The sequence below is a fragment of the Streptomyces sp. KPB2 genome (genome assembly GCF_003950055.1).
GTDB lineage: Bacteria > Actinomycetota > Actinomycetes > Streptomycetales > Streptomycetaceae > Streptomyces > Streptomyces salinarius.
Genome location: NZ_CP034353.1, coordinates 3,982,141 through 3,999,486, shown reverse-complemented (window position 1 = coordinate 3,999,486; position 17,346 = coordinate 3,982,141). Strand labels below are relative to the sequence as shown.

The 17,346-nt window shown below is 76.9% G+C and carries 14 protein-coding genes; 7 read left to right on the top strand and 7 right to left on the bottom strand.

Annotation, left to right across the window (positions count from 1 at the left end; translation table 11 throughout):
• Positions 1-51: 51 nt before the first annotated feature.
• The 5 genes from D1J63_RS17740 to D1J63_RS17720 all read left to right on the top strand — a co-directional run bounded on the left by D1J63_RS17740 (position 52) and on the right by D1J63_RS17720 (position 6,186).
• Positions 52-567 carry a hypothetical protein gene (locus D1J63_RS17740; protein WP_102928689.1) on the top strand — a complete coding sequence of 172 codons (516 nt, stop codon included), beginning with the start codon at positions 52-54 and terminating at the stop codon, positions 565-567.
• Positions 568-703: 136 nt separating this feature from the next.
• A complete protein-coding gene (locus tag D1J63_RS17735) occupies positions 704-1,957 on the top strand; it encodes a histidine kinase (RefSeq protein WP_125629888.1) in 1,254 nt (417 codons plus the stop codon).
• Positions 1,954-2,631 (top strand): response regulator transcription factor, encoded by a 678-nt coding sequence (locus tag D1J63_RS17730; RefSeq protein WP_125629886.1) that lies wholly within the window; start codon positions 1,954-1,956, stop codon positions 2,629-2,631. The genes D1J63_RS17735 and D1J63_RS17730 overlap by 4 nt, the downstream gene beginning before the upstream one ends.
• Positions 2,632-2,767: 136 nt before the next feature.
• The gene (locus D1J63_RS17725) at positions 2,768-3,640 is read left to right on the top strand and encodes an ABC transporter ATP-binding protein (RefSeq protein ID WP_164712869.1); all 873 of its coding nucleotides are present in this window, start codon (positions 2,768-2,770) and stop codon (positions 3,638-3,640) included.
• Entirely contained in the window at positions 3,637-6,186 is a 2,550-nt protein-coding gene (locus tag D1J63_RS17720) for an ABC transporter permease (RefSeq protein ID WP_125629884.1), read from the top strand. Before D1J63_RS17725 ends, D1J63_RS17720 begins: the two co-directional genes overlap by 4 nt.
• 848 nt (positions 6,187-7,034) lie before the next feature.
• Here D1J63_RS17720 and D1J63_RS17715 read toward each other — a convergent pair.
• Genes D1J63_RS17715 through D1J63_RS17705 form a run of 3 tightly spaced genes read right to left on the bottom strand, consistent with a single transcriptional unit; the run spans position 7,035 to position 10,653 of the window.
• Positions 7,035-9,569 carry an ABC transporter permease gene (locus D1J63_RS17715; RefSeq protein WP_125629882.1) on the bottom strand — a complete coding sequence of 845 codons (2,535 nt, stop codon included), beginning with the start codon at positions 9,567-9,569 and terminating at the stop codon, positions 7,035-7,037.
• Positions 9,570-9,571: 2 nt separating this feature from the next.
• The gene (locus tag D1J63_RS17710) at positions 9,572-10,327 is read right to left on the bottom strand and encodes an ABC transporter ATP-binding protein (protein ID WP_125629880.1); all 756 of its coding nucleotides are present in this window, start codon (positions 10,325-10,327) and stop codon (positions 9,572-9,574) included.
• The gene (locus tag D1J63_RS17705) at positions 10,324-10,653 is read right to left on the bottom strand and encodes a divalent metal cation transporter (protein WP_232250580.1); all 330 of its coding nucleotides are present in this window, start codon (positions 10,651-10,653) and stop codon (positions 10,324-10,326) included. The genes D1J63_RS17710 and D1J63_RS17705 overlap by 4 nt, the downstream gene beginning before the upstream one ends.
• Positions 10,654-10,850: 197 nt before the next feature.
• On the opposite strand from D1J63_RS17705, the gene D1J63_RS17700 reads away from it, so the two are divergent.
• Positions 10,851-12,104, top strand: a complete 1,254-nt coding sequence (locus D1J63_RS17700) for a sensor domain-containing protein (protein ID WP_125629877.1) — start codon at positions 10,851-10,853, stop codon at positions 12,102-12,104.
• Positions 12,105-12,109: 5 nt separating this feature from the next.
• Here D1J63_RS17700 and D1J63_RS17695 read toward each other — a convergent pair whose 3' ends face one another.
• Positions 12,110-13,384 carry a hypothetical protein gene (locus tag D1J63_RS17695; RefSeq protein WP_241235698.1) on the bottom strand — a complete coding sequence of 425 codons (1,275 nt, stop codon included), beginning with the start codon at positions 13,382-13,384 and terminating at the stop codon, positions 12,110-12,112.
• 188 nt (positions 13,385-13,572) lie between these two features.
• On the opposite strand from D1J63_RS17695, the gene D1J63_RS17690 reads away from it, so the two are divergent.
• Complete coding sequence (locus tag D1J63_RS17690; protein ID WP_125629873.1) at positions 13,573-14,826, top strand: molybdopterin-dependent oxidoreductase; 1,254 nt, start codon at positions 13,573-13,575, stop codon at positions 14,824-14,826.
• A 334-nt stretch (positions 14,827-15,160) separates the two neighbouring features.
• On the opposite strand, the gene D1J63_RS37665 is transcribed toward D1J63_RS17690, so the two are convergent.
• The 3 genes from D1J63_RS37665 to D1J63_RS17670 are packed head-to-tail and all read right to left on the bottom strand — an operon-like array spanning position 15,161 to position 17,306.
• Positions 15,161-15,952 carry a class I SAM-dependent methyltransferase gene (locus D1J63_RS37665; protein ID WP_125629871.1) on the bottom strand — a complete coding sequence of 264 codons (792 nt, stop codon included), beginning with the start codon at positions 15,950-15,952 and terminating at the stop codon, positions 15,161-15,163.
• Entirely contained in the window at positions 15,949-16,587 is a 639-nt protein-coding gene (locus tag D1J63_RS17675; protein WP_125629869.1) for a DUF2064 domain-containing protein, read from the bottom strand. Before D1J63_RS17675 ends, D1J63_RS37665 begins: the two co-directional genes overlap by 4 nt.
• Positions 16,584-17,306 carry a glycosyltransferase family 2 protein gene (locus tag D1J63_RS17670; protein ID WP_125629867.1) on the bottom strand — a complete coding sequence of 241 codons (723 nt, stop codon included), beginning with the start codon at positions 17,304-17,306 and terminating at the stop codon, positions 16,584-16,586. The genes D1J63_RS17675 and D1J63_RS17670 overlap by 4 nt, the downstream gene beginning before the upstream one ends.
• Positions 17,307-17,346: the final 40 nt, after the last annotated feature.

Below are 17,346 nucleotides of genomic sequence, written 5' to 3'. Positions count from 1 at the left end.
GCGTTCGTCTCCCCCCACGACAGCGAAAACCGCACCGCCGGGGAGACACCCATGACCATGGTCGGCCTGTTCTGGATCACTGAGGAGTGCGTGTACCTGGGTGCCGAACCCACCGGTACGGCGCCCGGTGTGCGGCTGACCGAGGGTGGGGTGGAGGTCCTGGGGCAGGAGCAGGACGGGCGGTCCTGGGGGTGGGACGAGGTGCGGGGGCTGGACGTGCGGGACGTGGCCGTGCGGTCCGAACGGCGGCGGCTGGCGTCCATGGCGTTCGACTCGTTCGTCGTGCTGTTCACGGGCGACGGCGAGCTGCCGCCGCAGTTCACGGTGTGCGTGGAGACGGAGGGCGACGGCACGGTCGAGGCGAGCGTCCTGGCGGCCGTCACCGGTGGTATCCACACCCCGGACGAGTACGAACTCTCCCGCACCCTCCTCGCCCGCCTCGCCGACGGCACCACCACCGTCGGGGAGCTGGTCGGCTGGCGCCGGGAGGAGCCCGAGGACGTCGCCCCCACCCGGGAACAGCGCCTGGCGCTGCTGCGGGAGTGGACGGCGGCGGCCTCCGTCTGACCGGCCGGCCGGAGTGACCCCCCTCGACCCACTTCGGTACGGTGGCCCCGCCGCACCCACCCCCTACCGGGGTATCACTGCGGGTTGGCTCTCCAGGGGGACGGCGCGGCGCGGCCGGGCACCTAGTCTGGTGACCATGACCTCAGTGGAGGAGGAGCGCCCCCGCGCGCTGCTCGCGGGGGCTTCGCGGCGGTGGGTGCGGGCGTTGCCGTGGGCCGTGGCGTTCGTGCTGTGCGTCGTGCTGCTGCCCACCACCATCGTGGTCCTCACCGCCGACTACGGCTTGGGCGGCCCCGTCGCGAGCGCGCTGGCCGTCGCGCAGGCGGCCCCGCTGCTCCTGGCCGTCGTACGCCCGCTGCACGCCTGGTACGTGGTCGTGCTCGCGGACGTGGCCGGGGCGCTCGCCCTGCTCACCGCCGACTTCGAGGAGCGGCTGCTGTGGCCGTTCCCGCCGATGGAGCTCGTCGGGTACATCGCCCTCTGCCTCGCCCTCGGCCTGCGCGAGCGGCGCCGGACGCTGGTGCTGGTCTGGCTGGTGACGGCGGCCGCCAACATCGGCCTGGGCTTCGCCGCCCCCCACGGCTTCGGCGCCCGCGAACTGCTGTTCACCATCCTCGGCGGCGTCGCGCTCCTGCTGGGCGGGGTGCTGCGCGAGCGGTACGAGGTGCAGCGCAGGCTGGCCGAGCAGGAGACCATCAGCGAGGCCGAGCGGGGCCGGCGCACGCTGCTGGAGGAGCGCGCCCGCATCGCGCGCGAGCTGCACGACGTGGTGGCCCACCACATGTCCGTCATCACGGTCCAGGCGGACACCGCGGAGTACCGCCTCGCGACGCTGCCGCCCCACGTGCGGGAGGAGTTCACGTCCATCGCGGCGACCGCCCGGGAGTCCCTCGGCGAGATGCGGCGGCTCCTCGGCGTCCTGCGCAGCGAGGAGGCGCCCGGCGAGCTGATGCCCCAGCCGGGCCTTGCGCAGATCGGGCAGCTCGTGGAGGCGACGGCGCGCACGGGCGCGCCGGTCGACTTCACCCCCTGCGACCTCTCCCGCGCCGCCGAGGTGCCCGAGGCGGTGGGGCTGTCGGCGTACCGGATCGTCCAGGAGGCCCTGGCGAACGTCGTACGGCACGCGCCGGGCGCCGCGACGCGGGTGTCCCTGGCCGTGTCGGAGCCCGCCGGCGACCGGGGTGGGGAGCGGCTCACCGTCCTGGTCGTCAACGGCCCGCCGCCCGAGCCGCCCGCCGGGCCGCTCGAAACGGGCGGCACCGGGCACGGACTCGTCGGCATGCGCGAGCGGGTGCGGCTCGTCGGCGGCACCCTCGACGTGGGCCCGCTGCCGGACGGCGGCTTCCGGGTCGCCGCACACCTTCCCCTGACCGAAGAGGACTTCACGTGACGACGCGCGTCATCATCGTCGACGACCAGGCCATGGTGCGGGCCGGATTCGCCGCGCTGCTGGCCGCCCAGAGCGACATCGACGTGGTGGGCGAGGCCCCCGACGGTGCGCAGGGCGTCGAGCTGAGCCGGCGTACACATCCGGACGTCGTGCTGATGGACGTGCGGATGCCCGAGATGGACGGCCTGGAGGCCGCGCGCCGGCTGCTCGCGCCCCCGCCCGGGGTCACGCACCGGCCGCGCGTGCTCATGCTCACCACGTTCGACGTCGACGACTACGTCTACGAGGCGCTGCGGGCGGGCGCGAGCGGCTTCCTGCTGAAGGACGCGCCGCCCGCCGACCTCATCGCCGCCGTACGGGTCGTGGCCGCGGGCGACGCGCTGCTCGCCCCCTCCGTGACGCGCCGCCTCATCGCGGACTTCGCCAAGCAGCGCCCCGTCGCCCGGGGCAACCCGGCCCTGCGGCTCAAGGCTCTGACGGAACGCGAGACCGAGGTCCTCACCCACGTGGCCCGCGGGCAGTCCAACTCGGAGATCGCGCGGACGCTGGTGCTGGCCGAGCAGACGGTGAAGACCCACGTCAGCCGCGTCCTGACCAAGCTCGACCTGCGCGACCGGGCCCAGGCGGTCGTCTTCGCGTACGAGTCGGGCCTGGTGGCCCCCGGAGAGCAGTAGTCCGCCCCCCCGACCCCGACCCCCTACCCGGGTATCGGTCCCACATTGGTTCCCGGGTATGACGCCCGGCGGGCAGCCGGCCCCGCACTCTTCACCCCGTCACGCCAGCAAGACGTACGGATGAGGAGACGGGACCATGAGGCTACGCAAGGGCAAGCGGCAGAAGGCCGGCGACCTGCCAGGGGCGGACGGCCTTCCCGGCGCCCCGGCCGCCACACCCGGTCTCGCCGTCGAACTGCGCGGCGTGCGACGGCAGTACGGCCGTGGCGCGGGCGCCGTGCACGCGCTCGCGGGCGTCGACCTCGCCCTCCCGCGCGGCACCTTCACCGCCGTCATGGGACCGTCCGGGTCGGGCAAGTCCACCTTCCTGCAGTGTGCGGCCGGGCTCGACCGGCCGTCGGCGGGATCCGTGCGGCTCGGCGGCACGGAGATCACCGGCATGAGCGAGAACGAGCTCACCGAGCTGCGCCGCAGCCGCCTCGGCTTCGTCTTCCAGGCGTTCAACCTGCTGCCCTCGCTGACCGTGGAGCAGAACGTCCTGCTGCCCGTGCGCCTCGCCGGCCAGCGCCAGGACCACCGTCGCGCGGCCGAGGTGCTCGCGCGGGTCGGGCTCGCCGACAAGGCGCGGCGCCGGCCCGGTGAGCTGTCCGGCGGGCAGCAGCAACGGGTGGCCGTCGCCCGCGCGCTGGTCACGTCCCCCGACGTGATCTTCGCGGACGAGCCCACCGGCGCCCTCGACACCGGCACCGCCGCCGAGGTCCTCGGGCTGCTCCGGCACGCGGTGGACACCCTCGGCGCCACCGTCGTCATGGTCACCCACGATCCGGCGGCGGCGGCCTGGGCCGACCGCGTGCTGTTCCTCGCCGACGGTGCCTTCGCCGACCACCTCGAACGGGGCTCGGCCGAGCGGATCGCGGCGCGCATGACGGCCCTCACCGGTCGTACGCGAGCGGGAGCCGGAACCGGGGCCGGAGCCGGAGCCGGGATCGGGGCGGGGGCGGCGGCATGAGTCTCAAGCCCAACGGCCTCGCGCGCGCCGCCGTGCGCTTCAAGCCCGCCTCGTTCGTGGGCACGTTCGTCGCGCTGATGATGTCGGCGCTGGTCGTCGCGGCCTGCGGCGTACTGCTGGAGACGGGCATCCGTGCCTCCGTACCGGCGGAGCGGTACGCGAACGCGCCGGTCGTCGCGGCGGCCGACCAGTCCGCGCGGGTCGTCGCCGACACCGTCGACGGTCCCGAGGTGACCGAGTTCCCGCTGCCCGACACCGCCCGCGTGGACACGGGGCTCGCGGCGAAGGCCGCCGGGGCGCCGGGTGCGGCCGCCGCCGTACCGGACTTCACCTTCCCGGTGCACGGCCTCCCGGAGAACGGCTTCCCGGAGAACGGCGGCGACGGTCCGGCGGGCGCGCTCACCGGCCACGGCTGGGGCTCGCACGTCTTCACCGGCACCGCGCTCTCCCAGGGCGCCGCACCGCGCGCCGGTGAGGTCGTCCTCGGCGCCGACGCGGCCCGTGCCGCCCGGGCCGGCGTCGGCGACACCGTCGTGCTGGAGACGGCCGACGGGCGCGCCGGCTTCCGGGTGTCCGGGCTGGCCGAGGCCGGTGCCGGCGACACCGCGCGGGACGGGGCGGGCGGTGGCGGGGCCACGGCCTGGTTCGCCGACGCGGAGGCGCCCGTGCTGGCCGGTCATCCCGGCAAGGCCGACGCCATCGCCGTCATGGCCGAGGACGGCGTCGACCCGCACGCCCTCGCCGTCGCCGTCGAGAAGGCGCTCACCGGTTCCGGCGCGCAGACGCTCACCGGGGACGACCGGGGCGAGGTCGAGGACCACGGGCTGGCGTACGCCAAGGAGACGCTCTTCGCGGTCGGCGGTTCCTTCGGCGGGATCGCCACCCTGGTCGCGGTGTTCACCGCGGCGGGCACGGTCGCCCTCTCCGTCGGCCAGCGCACCCGCGAGTTCGCGCTGCTGCGCGCCGTCGGCGCCACTCCGCGCCAGATCCGCCGGGCGGTCGCCGCCGAGGCGCTGCTCGTCGCCCCGCTCGCCGGGCTGCTGGGCTGCCTGCCGGGGATCGGGCTCGCGCACTGGTGGTTCGGGCAGATGCAGGACCGCGGGGCGGTCCCGGAGGCGGTCGAGGTGCATGTCTCCGGGTTCCCGCTGCTCGCCGCCGTCGGTCTCGGGCTGCTCACGGCGCTGGGCGCCGGGTGGGCGGCCGGGCGCAGGCCCGCGCGGATCAAGCCGGGTCAGGCGCTCGCCGAGGCGTCGGTGGAGCGGCTGCGGCCGGGTGTCGTCCGTACCGTCCTCGGTCTGGCCGCGGTCGGCGGCGGGTCGGTGCTCGCCGGTGTGGCCGCCTCCTCCGCCGGTGCGGACGCGGCCAACGCCTCCCTCGGCGTCGTCATGCTCTTCATGCTGGCCGTCGCGCTCCTCGGGCCGATCCTGGCCCGGCTGTGCTCGGCGCTCTTCGGTCTGCTGCTGCGCGGCGGGGGTGCCTCGGCGTCGCTGGCCGCCGCCAACTCCCGTACGAACTCCCGCCGGCTGGCCTCCGCGATCACCCCGATCGTGCTCGCCATGGCCTTCGCCTCGACGCTCGTCTTCATGCACACCAGCGAGAGCCACGTCGCCTCGGAGCAGCTCCGCGACGGCATCACGGCCGACCACGTGGTGACCGCCCCGGCGGGACTGCCCGGCGATGCCGTCGCACGTGCCGCCCGCGCGCCCGGTGTCGACGCGGCGGTGAGCCTGCTGGACACGCAGGTGCTGGTGCCGGTCCGGGGCGGCGGCGAGACGTCGTTGCAGGCCACGGCGGTGCAGGGCGTCTCGGGCTCCGTCGCCCGGCTCGCGCGGGTGCAGGACCTGGATGTGCGCGAGGGCAGCCTGGACCGGGTGGGGGAGGGCCGGGTCGCCATCGACAGGACCCTCGCCACGGCGGCGGACGTCGGGCTCGGCGACGAGCTGTCGCTCCTCCTCCCCGACGGCACGAAGGCCGCCCCGGAGGTCGTCGCGGTCTACGGCCGGGGCCTGGGCCTGCCCGCGGTGACCATGGACCGCGCGTCCCTGGACGGGCACGTCACCTCCGCCTTCGCCGACACGCTGCTGGTCAGCGGCGGAGACGCCGAGTCGCTCGGCGCGCTGGGCGAGGTCACCGACGCCTCGGGCTACGCGCTCGCGCAGAACGTGGACCGCGAGTTCGGCGCCTGGGCCAACTACATGATGGCCGCCGTCCTGGGCGGCTTCGCCGCCGTCGCGGCGGTCAACACCCTGGTGATGACGGTCCTGGACCGCCGCCGCGAACTGCGCACACTGCGCCTCGTCGGCTCCACCCGGCGCCAGGTGCTGCGCATGCTGGGCTGGGAGAGCCTGCTGGTGTCGGCGGCGGGCGTCGCTCTGGGCACCGCCATCGCCATGATCACGCTGACCCCGATGATGCGCGGCCTGACCGGCGAACTGCCGCACGTTCCCCCGCTGCTGTACGCCGCCTTCGCCGCGACGGCGGCAGCCCTCGCCCTCACCGCCGCGATCCTCCCGGCCCGGGCGGCACTGCGGGAACGGGGGGCGTGAGGTCCGGTCGGGTGACGGGGGTCGCGGGGACCGCCCGGCCGTGTGCCCCGTCCCGGGTGCGGGCCCGCCCGTGCGCTGAACGACGCACGCTCACCCGCGACACCGACCCGCGCCCGCCCGGCGCCGCGCGGTCCCACTCCGGCCGGGCGGCCCACTCCGGTGCCGGGCAGGCCCCGCCTGGCCGCCTCGGGGCCGCGAGCCGCGAGCCGCGAGCCGTCAGCCGCGCCGCCGCTCTGTTGCCGGGGGCGGGCTCCGGTCAGGGGCGAAGGCCTGCACCTGGCCGGGCCCGGGAGGTGGTGGGGGCCACTCGGGTGGGCCCGGGCCGCCCGCCCGGGCCGGTCGGGGAAGGTCCGGTGCGGGGGCGGCGCCCCCGCGATGCCGGCGCGCGAGTCGACGCCCTGCCGGGCAGGCCCGCCCGGCCGGTTCGGGGCCGTGAGCCGTCAGCCGCGCCGCCGCTCTGTTGCCGGGGGCGGGCTCCGGTCAGCGGCGAAGGCCTGCACCTGGCCGGGCCTCGGCGCGTGGTGAGGGGCCGCTCGGGTGGGCCCGGGCTCCCCGTCCGGGCCGGTCGGGGAACGTCTGGCGCGGGGCGGCGCGCCCGCGATGCCGGCCCGGGCCCGTGCCGCGCCGCGAGGCCCCGCTCCGGTGCCGGGCAGGCCCGCCCGGCGACGCGTGAGTCGGCTCCGTGCCGGGCAGGCCCGCCCGGCCGCTTGGGGGCCGTAAGCCGTGAGGCCGCGCCGCCGCTCCGTCGCTGGGGGCGGGAGCCCGTCGACGGCGGGGCACCGTGCGTCGCTGGGGGGCGGACGTCTGCCCGTGGCCGGCGCCCGGCGGGTGGTGAGGGACCGCTCGGGTCATCCCGTTCGCAGGCCCTCCGCCGGAGGTGTGCGCAGGGCGTGGCGGGTGGGGAGTTCGATCGTGAGGTACGCCGTCGCCGTCACCGTCGCCGCCACCACCGGCAGGAGCCAGACCGGGCCGGCCGGCCACGGGTGGCCGAGGAAGCCCTGGCCGAGGAGGGCCAGCGGTACGGCGGACAGCAGGAGACCGCAGGCCAGGGCCGCGGCGGCGACGACCGCGGCCTCGCGGCGCATCATCGCGCGGATCTGCCGCGGGGTCGTGCCGACCAGGCGCAGCGCGGCGATCTCGGTGCGGCGCTGGGCGGTGGCGGCGACCAGCTTGTTGGCGATGCTCAGCAGCAGGTAGCCGAGGAGCACCACGACCACCGCCAGGTTGATCCACACCTCGGGCGGCGTGTCCGCGCCGGAGGCGTCCGGGGCGGTGCTCGCGAGGGTGAGCCCGGGACGGTCGGCGGCCAGCGCGGCGAGCCCCCGCCCCGCCTGCGCCGTGCCGTCGGTGCGGACCAGGACCCGCTGGTCGAGGCCGGTCGTGGTGTGCCCGGCGGCCAGTTCGCGGGAGAGGACGACCGGGCCGAAGCCCAGCCCCCGGTCGTAGACGGCGACGACCCGGGCCTCGACGCGCGCCCCGTCGCCGAGCACCAGGCGTACCCGCTTCCCGACCCCGGCGTCCCGGTTGCGCGCGGCCTCGCCGCTCACGGCGACCGTGGCACCGGTCAGCCGGTCCAGGTCGCCGTCCGTCACGCCGAGGTCGAGGACGCCCCGGGCGTCCGGCGCGAGGATCGACGCCGGGGCCGACTCGGCCGCGGGGTCGCCCAGTTCCTCGTACTGCCACACCACCGTGGTCGTCCCGGCCGGTGCCGCGGCCCGTACGCCGGGCAAGTCCCGCACCGCGGAAAGGGTGCCGTCGGGCAGCCCGCCCAGCGCGGGTGCCGTCAGCTCGTACTGGGCGAGCGTGCCGGTGCGGGTGTCGTCGGAGGTGGCGGCCAGCACCGTGGTCTGGGTCAGGGTGTACGTCAGGACGAAGACGACGCCCATCGCCAGCGGGCTGACCACCCCCGACAGCCGCAGCGCGTACGCCCGTACGTTGGACAGCGCCAGCCACGTCGGCGCCGCCGCCCCGGGCCGCAGGCGCCGTACGGCGGCCTCGCCCGTGCTCCGGACCAGCGCCGGACTCGACAGCGCCAGGCCGATCGCGGCGATGATGCCCGCCATGGAGGTGACCGAGGCCCCGAGGACCGTCCGGGACAGCAGCGGCACCACCGACAGCGCGCCCGCGCCGAGGATCAGCAGCAGCCCGGCCAGGGTCCGCCCCCGCGACGGTGTGCGCGGCTCGCTGCGGGACTCGGCGACCGCCTCGGTGGCCGGCATCCGCGAGGTGCGCCAGGCCGCGCACCGGGCGGAGAGCCGTACGGCCGTCACCACCAGGAGCACCGTGGCGAGCGCGGGCAAGGGACTGAAGGAGAGGGGGAGTTCGGGCGGGAGCACGCCACGGCCGGCCAGCAGCTCGCGGAACCGGCCCGCCAGCAGGTAGCCGACGGCCACGCCCGGCACCAGGGCGATCGCCGCGACGACCGTCGACTGCGCGGCGGCCAGGCGGCGGATCTGCTTCGGCGTCGCGCCCACGGCCCGCATCAGCGCCAGGTCGCGGCGCTGCCCGGCGATGGTCACGCCCAGCGCGCCCGCGACGACGAACCCGGTGATCAGCAGCACGATCCCGCCGAGCGAACCGGCGAGCAGGATCAGCAGCGAGCGCGCCGAACCCACGCCGGGCGCCACCGCCTCGCCCCGGTCCGCGCCCGTGGTCACCTCCAGGCCCGTGCCGGCCACCGCCTCGCGCACCGCGGCGGCCACCCGAGCCCCGGCACCCTCGTCGGCCCGCAGCCCGATGAGGTCCACGGTCCCGGCGCGCGGACCCTCGCTCCCCGCGTCGCGTGCGGCCAGCCGGGCGGCCGTGCCGTCCGCGAAGTAGACGCCGGCGCCCGGGGCGTCGACCAGCGCGGAGACCCGGTAGGACGCGGAGGGGCGCCCGTTCGCCACGACGTCGACCCGCTGCCCGACCGCGAGGCCCGTGCCGGCGGCCACCGCGACCTCGTCCCCGCCGGACGGCGCCCGGCCCGCCACCCGTGCGTGCGCCAGGAGCCGGGTCGAGGACCAGCCGTGCCCCGCCGTCCCCGGATCCTCCTCGACCGGCGTGATGCGCCCACGACCGTCGACCAGCGCCGCCGGGAAGCCGATGTCGCCGACGGCCGCCGTGACGCCGGGCAGGGCGGCCAGCCGGTCGACGAGCCGGGCCGGGACGGTCGCCCGCTCGGGCAGCGCGAGGGGGAGGTCCCCGCTGGGGCGGAACTCCTGGGCGGCGGCGACCACGACGTCCGCGCCGCCGAGCCGCCCGGGCGGCAGCTGCGAACGCAGCCCGGACTCGGCGAGTACGCCGGTGGTGGTGATCAGGGCCGCGCCGCCGAGCACCGCGCACGCCACGGCGAGCAGGGCGGTGATCCGGTGCGCGGCCATCCGCAGCGCGAGACGCAGCACGGCTACCGCTCCCCCAACGCCACGAGACGGTCGGCCAGTCGGGGCGCGGTGGGCCGCTCCAGGGCCTCGACCACCCGCCCGTCGGCCATCACCAGCGCGCGGTGGGCGCGGGCCGCGGCGGCCGGGTCGTGGGTGACCATGACCACCGTCTGGCCGAGGTCGTCGACGAGCGCGCGCAGCAGGTCGAGCACCTGGTGGGCGCTGCGCAGGTCCAGCGCGCCGGTCGGTTCGTCCGCGAAGACGACGGCGGGCTTCGCCGCCAGCGCCCGTACGACGGCGGCGCGTTGCTGCTGGCCGCCGGAGAGCTCGGCGGGGCGGTGCGACAGCCGGTCGGCCAGCCCGACCCGCTCGGTCAGGGTGCGCAGCCACTCCCGGTCCGGGCGCCGGCCGGCCAGGCGCAGCGGCAGCGTGATGTTGTCCTCGACGCTGAGCGAGGGGATCAGGTTGTAGGCCTGGAACACGAACCCGACGCGTTCGCGGCGCAGTTCGGTGCGGCGGGTCTCGTTCAGGCCGGAGATCTCCTGCCCGTCGATGCGGACACTGCCCGACGTGGGGGAGTCCAGCCCGGCGGCGCAGTGCATGAGGGTGCTCTTGCCGGAGCCCGAGGGCCCCATCACCGCGAGGAACGTGCCGTGTTCCACGGTCAGCGACACGTCGTCGAGGGCCCGGACGCCGCCCGGATAGGTGCGGGCGACGTGGTCCAGCGCGATGGCGGGCGCCCTGCGCGCGGTGGCGGTGGCGAGGGCGGCGGTGCTCATCGCCGCCCCCGCAGCGCGCGTACGACGAGGGTGCCGGCGGCGAGCACGGTGACCACGCCGGTGGCCAGGTGGAGCGGGGTGGCGGCGCCGGCGAAGGAGAGCGCCATGTTGGCGACGGCGCTGAGCACCACGACGGCCCACAGCAGCGTGCGCAGGACGTCCCCGCGAGAGACAGCCCCCGGGCCGTCACCGGGTGCGGAGGCGGCCCGGGGGGTGCCCAGGCGGTAGGGGTCCGGATGCCCCCGGTGCTCCTGCCGGCCCCGGTGCTCCTGATCACCCCGGTACTCCTGCTGGTCCCGGTGCTCTCGGTGGTCCTGGTACGTCATGGCTGCGGCCTCCGTCGGCGTCGCTCGCGGTCGTCTCCGACGCTATGGAGCAGGGCACCCGCCCGCCGATCCCGTGAGCCGCCCGGTTCGAGGTACAGCAGGCTGTACCTTCCGGCTCCGCACCCGCCGGCTCACCGTCCCGCGGCTTAGGGTCGGGCACGTCGGCGTTGGCCACAGGGCCGGAGGGAGGCAGGCGGATGACGGTCGTCGAGGGCACGTCCGTGCGGGAGACCGCCGTACGGACCCTGCGCGCCGCCCGCGCGGCGACGGGGCAGCTCGTCGGCGGGCTCGGTACGGCGTTCCAGGCGCTGGGCGTGCTGCTGCTGGCGGCCGTGGCCGCCGTGACCGCGCCGGCCGGGGTGGGGCTGCTGCTCGCGCCGCTCGTGCTGCGCGCCCTGCACGCGCTGGCCCGCCGGGAACGCGAACGCCTCGCCCGCCGGGGCGTCGACATCGTCCCGCCCGATCCGCCGCCCGTCCGGCTGAGGTCCGCGCTGGCCGACCCCACCACCCGGCGGGAGCTGGGCTGGCTGGTGCGGCACGGCACGCTGGGGCTCCTGCTCGGCCTGCTCGGTCTCCTGCTGCCGCTCTGCGCCGTCCGGGACGGCACGTTCCCCCTGTGGTGGCGCCTGGTACCCGAGGACGCCACGACCACCTCCATCGGCGTCGGCACCGCGCACACCTGGCTGGACGCGGTCGCGGCGCTGCTGCTGGGTGTGGGCTGGGCCGCGATCCTCCTGGGCCTGGGGCCCGGCATGGCGCGGCTGCAGGCCGCCCCGGCCCGGCGGCTGCTCGCGGCGGGCCCGGACACGGACCTGTCGCTGCGGGTGGCGGAACTGACCGCGACCCGGGCCGCCGCACTGGACGCGCACGCCACCGAACTGCGCCGGATCGAGCGGTCCCTGCACGACGGCGCGCAGAACCGGCTCGTGTCGGTCACGGTGCTGCTGGGCGCCGCGCGGCGGATGGCGGCGCGGGACCCCGCCGGGGCCGACGAACTGCTGGAGCGGGCGCAGTCGGCCGCGGAGCAGGCGCTGGCGGAACTGCGGTCGGTGGCGCGGGGCATCCTGCCGCCGGTCCTGGCCGACCGCGGCCTGGCGGGCGCGCTGTCGGGCCTCGCGGCGGACTGCGGGGTGCCCTGCCGCGTCGAGGCGGACGTGCCGGAACGGTGCGCGGCCGCCGTCGAGGCGACGGCGTACTTCGTGGTCGCCGAGGCGCTCACCAACGTCGCCAGGCACAGCGGGGCCGGGCGGGCCTCGGTCACGGTCCGCGCCCGGGGCGGCCGGCTGCGGCTGCTGGTCGAGGACGACGGGCGGGGCGGCGCCGACGCGGACGGCGGCTCGGGCCTGACCGGCATCCGCCGCCGGGTGGCGGCCCTGGACGGCACGCTCCGCCTGACCAGCCCGCCCGGCGGCCCGACCGTCCTGGAGGTCGACCTGCCCTGCGGCGGCTGACCTCCTCACCAGCCCGTCGCCACCAGGTGGTTGAGGAGGAGGGCGAGTACGGCCTGCGCCGCCAGCCAGGCGCGGGGGTGGGAGAGGAAGGCGCAGGAGGGGAGGAGCCACAGCGCGAAGGGCAGCCAGATGCGCTCCGTCTCCGCCTTGCTCATGCCGGACAGGTCGGCGGCCAGCAGGGCGAGCAGTCCGGCGGCCACCAGGAACGCCAGCCGCAGCTCCTGCGCGCCCGAGTCCCCGCGCCGGACCAGCACCGCCCCGGTCCGCCGCAGGCCCGCCGCCGTCGCCAGGCCCGTGATGAGCACCGTGCAGGCGAGGTTGGCCCACACCCAGTAGCCGTACGGGCGGACACCGGCCGCGCCCTCGTAGTAGCGGGTGACCAGGAGGCGGTACGCCTCCCACCAGTCGAAGCCCATCGCCGTGAACGCCACCGGCACCACCGCCGCCCCCGCCAGCAGCGGCAGGAACAGCACCGGCCGCTCCCGCACCCCGCGCCGGCCGAGCAGCAGCACCGCCGCCGCGACCACCGCGAACAGCGTGAGGCCGTAGGAGAGGTAGCAGGTCAGCCCGAACAGCAGTCCCGAGCCCGCCGCCCACCCCGCCGACCGCCGGGTGACCGCGAGGGCCAGCAGCGCCACCGCCCACGCGGCGACCGCCGCGAAGTACGCGTCGGCGGACGTGCCCAGCCACACCGCCGCCGGTGCCAGTACCAGGAAGGGCGCCGCCCGCCGGGCGAGCCGCTCCCCGGCCAGGGCACGCACCGTCATCAGCACGGCCACGCACCCCGACGCGCCCACGGTGATGCACCAGACGCCGGCCCAGCCTCCGCCGCCCAGCCCGATCCGGTCGAGCAGCACGAAGGTGAGCGTGGCCGCCGGGGGGTGACCGGCGACGTGGGCGGGCCAGTTGTCGGGGGAGTGGATCAGGATGTGCCCGGTGAAGTCGCGCAGGGTCGCAGGGATGTCGTGCCAGCGGCCGATGACGGTGAGGTACTCGTGGCGGGTGGTGAGCCGGCCGGCGACGCCCGTTTGCCAGCCGTCGATCAGGGCCAGCGACCAGATCCAGGCGAGCGACACGCCCCACGCCGCGGGCAGCAGCGCGCGCCAGGGCAGCCGGGCGGCGACGGCGGGGCCGCAGGCCACGACCGCTGCCGCGACCAGGACCGCCGCCGGGGTGCCGGGGCCCAGGTGAGGGCCCCAGCGGCCCAGCAGGGGCGGCCAGCCGACGATCAGGTCGTCGTACGTGTACACGTACCGGCCGACCAGAACGGCGGCCGTCACGAGCAGCGCGGCGGCCGCGGCGGCGCCCAGGTCGCGGCGGACGGAGCGGCGGCGGGCGGAGGGGAGGTGGCTCACCCCGGCACGGTAGGCCGGGGGATCACGCGGGGGGCGGTGCGCGGGGCGGACGTCAGCGTTTCGTCATGGGTCGCGGACCGTCCGCAGGGCGTCCCGCGGCCTACGGTCGGGACATGCGCGACCTCGCCCCACGGCTTCCCTCCTCCCCGGGTTTCTGGCGCAGCCCGCTGCGCGGGCCCTGGTTCACGTCGGTGCTCGGCCTCGTCCTGCTCGTCGGCATCACCGTGCTGTTCGTGACCGGGCTGCTGTCGTACGCCGCCTACAACCCGGATCTGTCGCCGGTCAACGACAAGACCCCGGACAAGGGGATCCTCGGCTTCTACCTCTTCGACTGGCCGACCGACCCGCCCTGGCTGTACCGCCTCACGCAGGGCGTCCACGTCACCCTCGGGCTGGTGCTGATCCCGGTGCTGCTGGCCAAGCTGTGGTCGGTGGTGCCCAGGCTGTTCACGCTGCCGCCGGCCCGCTCGCTCGCCCACGCGCTGGAGCGGATCTCGCTGCTGCTGCTGGTCGGGGGCGCGCTGTTCGAGTTCGTGACCGGGGTCCTCAACATCCAGCTGGACTATCTCTTCCCCGGCTCCTTCTACCCGCTGCACTTCTACGGCGCCTGGGTCTTCTTCGCCGCGTTCGTCGCGCACGCCGTGCTGAAGGCGCCGGCCGCGCTGCGCAACGTACGGCGCATGCGCGCGGGGGACGTCCGGGAGCCGGACGACGGCCTGCGGTCGCCGCGGCCCGACGCGCCGACGGTGTCGCGGCGCGGGGCGCTGTGGACGGTCGGCGGGGCCTCGCTGCTGCTGTTCGCCACCAGCGCCGGGCGGTCCTTCGACGGGGCGGCGCGGGCCACCGCCCTGCTCGCACCGCACGGCGGGGCCGAACCGGGCAGCGGCCCGAACGGCTTCCAGGTCAACAAGACCGCCGCCTACGCCGGCATCCACGCGGCCGAGACCCGCGAGGAGGCCTGGCGGCTCGTGGTCGTGGGCCGTACCGGCACGGTCCGCCTCTCCCGCGCCGACCTGCTCCGACTGCCGCTGCACAGCGCCGCGTTGCCCATCGCCTGCGTCGAGGGCTGGTCGACCTCCGACCAGTGGTGGCGCGGGGTGCGGCTGCGGGACCTCGCCGCGCTCGCCGGCTACGACGGCGACCCGCCCGACGTGCTCGTCGAGTCCCTCCAGCGGCGCGGCGCCTTCCGCCACGGGGCCCTGCGCGCCAACCAGGTGGCCGACCCGCGCTCCCTGCTCGCCCTGTACGTCAACGGCGAGACGCTGAGCCCGGACCACGGCTACCCGGCGCGGATCATCGTGCCCGCCGCGCCCGGCGTGCTGAACACCAAGTGGGTGGCCCGGATGACGTTCGGAGGGCTTGGATGAATCGCGTGCGCGGGATGTGGCCGCCGCGTCGGCCCTCGATCGGCAGTCCCCTCCAGATCCTGCTGCTGTGCTGCTCGTTCGCGCTGGCGGGGTACGCGGGGGTGCGGCTGCTCGCCGGTGACTGGTTCGGCGTGGCGCTGTGGTTCGTGGGGGCGGCGCTGCTGCACGACCTGGTGCTGCTGCCGCTGTACGCGGCGGCCGACCGGGCCGTCGTGCGCGGGCTCGGGGCGGTGCGCCACCGGGCCTGGGTGCCGTACGTCCGGATTCCGGCGGCCTTCTCCGGGCTGCTCCTGCTGGTGTGGTTCCCGTTGATCGCCGGGCGGGTGGACGCGCGTTACCGGTCGGTGGCCGCGTTGTCGGCGGACGGCTTCCTCGCCCGCTGGCTGCTGATCACGGCCGTGCTGTTCGGCGGCTCGGCGCTGCTGCTCGCCGGGCGGCCGCTGCTGCGCAGGGCGACGAAACGGCGCTCCCCCGACGTCCACTGACCGGCGCCGAGCCAGCCGGCGGCGCCCGCGCGGCGCAGCAGTGCGCGGGTGCCGATCCGGGCCCAGGGGAAGGGGTCGCCGGACGCCGCGCGGCCGTCGGTGACGTCGACGACCTGCACGTGGGCGCGTTCGTCGACCTCGACCGGGGCCGTCTCGGCGATCAGCAGACCGCCGGGTGCGAGCAGGGCGGCGACGCGGGCGAGCAGGGCGCGGGGGTCGCCGCCGATGCCGACGTTGCCGTCCATGAGCAGGACGGTGTCCCAGCGTCCCTCGCCCGGCAGCGGCTCGAAGACGGAGCGCCGCAGCGAGTGGCCCCCGGTCCGTACGGTGCGGTCGACGGCGGCCTCGCTGACGTCGATGCCGAGGACGGTCCGGCCCCGGGAGGCGAGTTCCGCCACCAGCCGTCCCGGCCCGCAGCCCACGTCGAGCACGGCGCCCTCGCACCGGTCGAGCACCTCCAGGTCGACCGCGTCGGCCCGCGCGCACCAGCGCTCCACGTCCAGCGGCAGCAGCCAGCCGTCGGTGCGGCGCAGGAACAGCGGACCGCGTCCCGAGCGCAGGGCCGCGGCGTAGGGGTCGGAGGCCTCCCAGGCGCGAGCGACGGCGGGCCGGCCGGGGGCGAGTCGCGCGGCCCCGGTCACCGGACCGCCCGCCGCTTTGCGGCCGGGGCGCAGGCCGCGAGCCGGGCGGCGAACCGGCCGTGCGGGGCCAGGGCGGCCACGGCGCGGGCGTCGGCGGCGGTGTCGACGTCACGCAGGCGCGGCAGGTCCCGTACCCGCAGCCCCGCCGCCAGGAGCCGCTCACGCTGCACCGCCCCCGTCACCGGGGTCGACATGGGAACGCCCCGGACGAGGGCGGGTTCCGGCCGGGCCAGCCCCAGGGCCCAGAAGCCGCCGTCCTCGGCCGGGCCGAAGCAGGCGTCGTGGTCGCGGAGGTCCACGTCGAGCAGGTCCGGCGTCACCTGCGGGGTGTCCATGCCGATGAGCAGGGCCGGACCCGCGCACCCGCCGAACGCCTCCGCGAGCCGCTCGTCGAGGCCGCCCGCGCACTGCGGTACGACGTCGAAGCCGGGCGGCAGCCACGGGCCGGGGGCGCCGTCGAGGACCAGGACCCGGCGCCGCGCGGGCGTCGCGGCCACGGCGGCCAGGGTGTCGGCGAGGGCCGCCTCGGCCAGCGCGGCCGCCTCGACCGGGGTGAAGGGCGGAGTGAGCCGGGTCTTGACCCGGCCGGGGCGCGGCTCCTTGGCGATGACGAGGAGCGTCGTGTCGGCGGTCACCGGACGCCACCCCCCTCGCGGGCGCCTGGGTGGACGGCCGGCGGCTCGGCCAGGACGCGGCGCATGTCCCGCACCGCCTGCCAGGTGCCGCGCCAGGTGCCGGTCACCTTGGAGGCGCCGGTGCGGGGCAGGTAGGGGACGTCGTGCTCGGTGACCCGCCAGCCCGCGTCGGCGGCTCGCACCACCATCTGCAGCGGGTAGCCGCTGCGCCGGTCGGTGAGGCCGAGGGACAGCAGCCGCTCGCGGCGGGCGGCGCGCAGCGGGCCCAGGTCGTGCAGGCGCAGGCCGGTGCGGCGGCGCAGCATCCGGGCGAGGGCGAGGTTGCCGGCCCGGGCGTGCACGGGCCACGCGCCCCTGGCCTGCGGCCGGCGACGGCCGAGCACCAGGTCGCAGGCGCCGGCGCGGATCTCCCGTACGAACGGCGCCAGCAGGCCCGGATCGAGGGAGGCGTCGCAGTCGCAGAAGCAGACGACGTCGGCGGTGGCGGCGGTCAGTCCGGCGTGGCAGGCGGCGCCGAAGCCGCGGCGCGGCTCGGTCACGACCGTGGCGCCGAGCGAGCGGGCGAGGTCCGCGGAGCCGTCGGTGGAGCCGTTGTCGACGACGAGCGCACGCCAGCCGGCCGGGACGCGGGCCAGGACCCAGGGGAGGGCCGCGGCCTCGTTCAGGCAGGGGAGCACGACATCGACGTCCGGAGCGGGCGAGGTGGTCACGGCGTTCACCCTACGAAGCGGAATCGGACGAATCGGACTTCCACTCCTT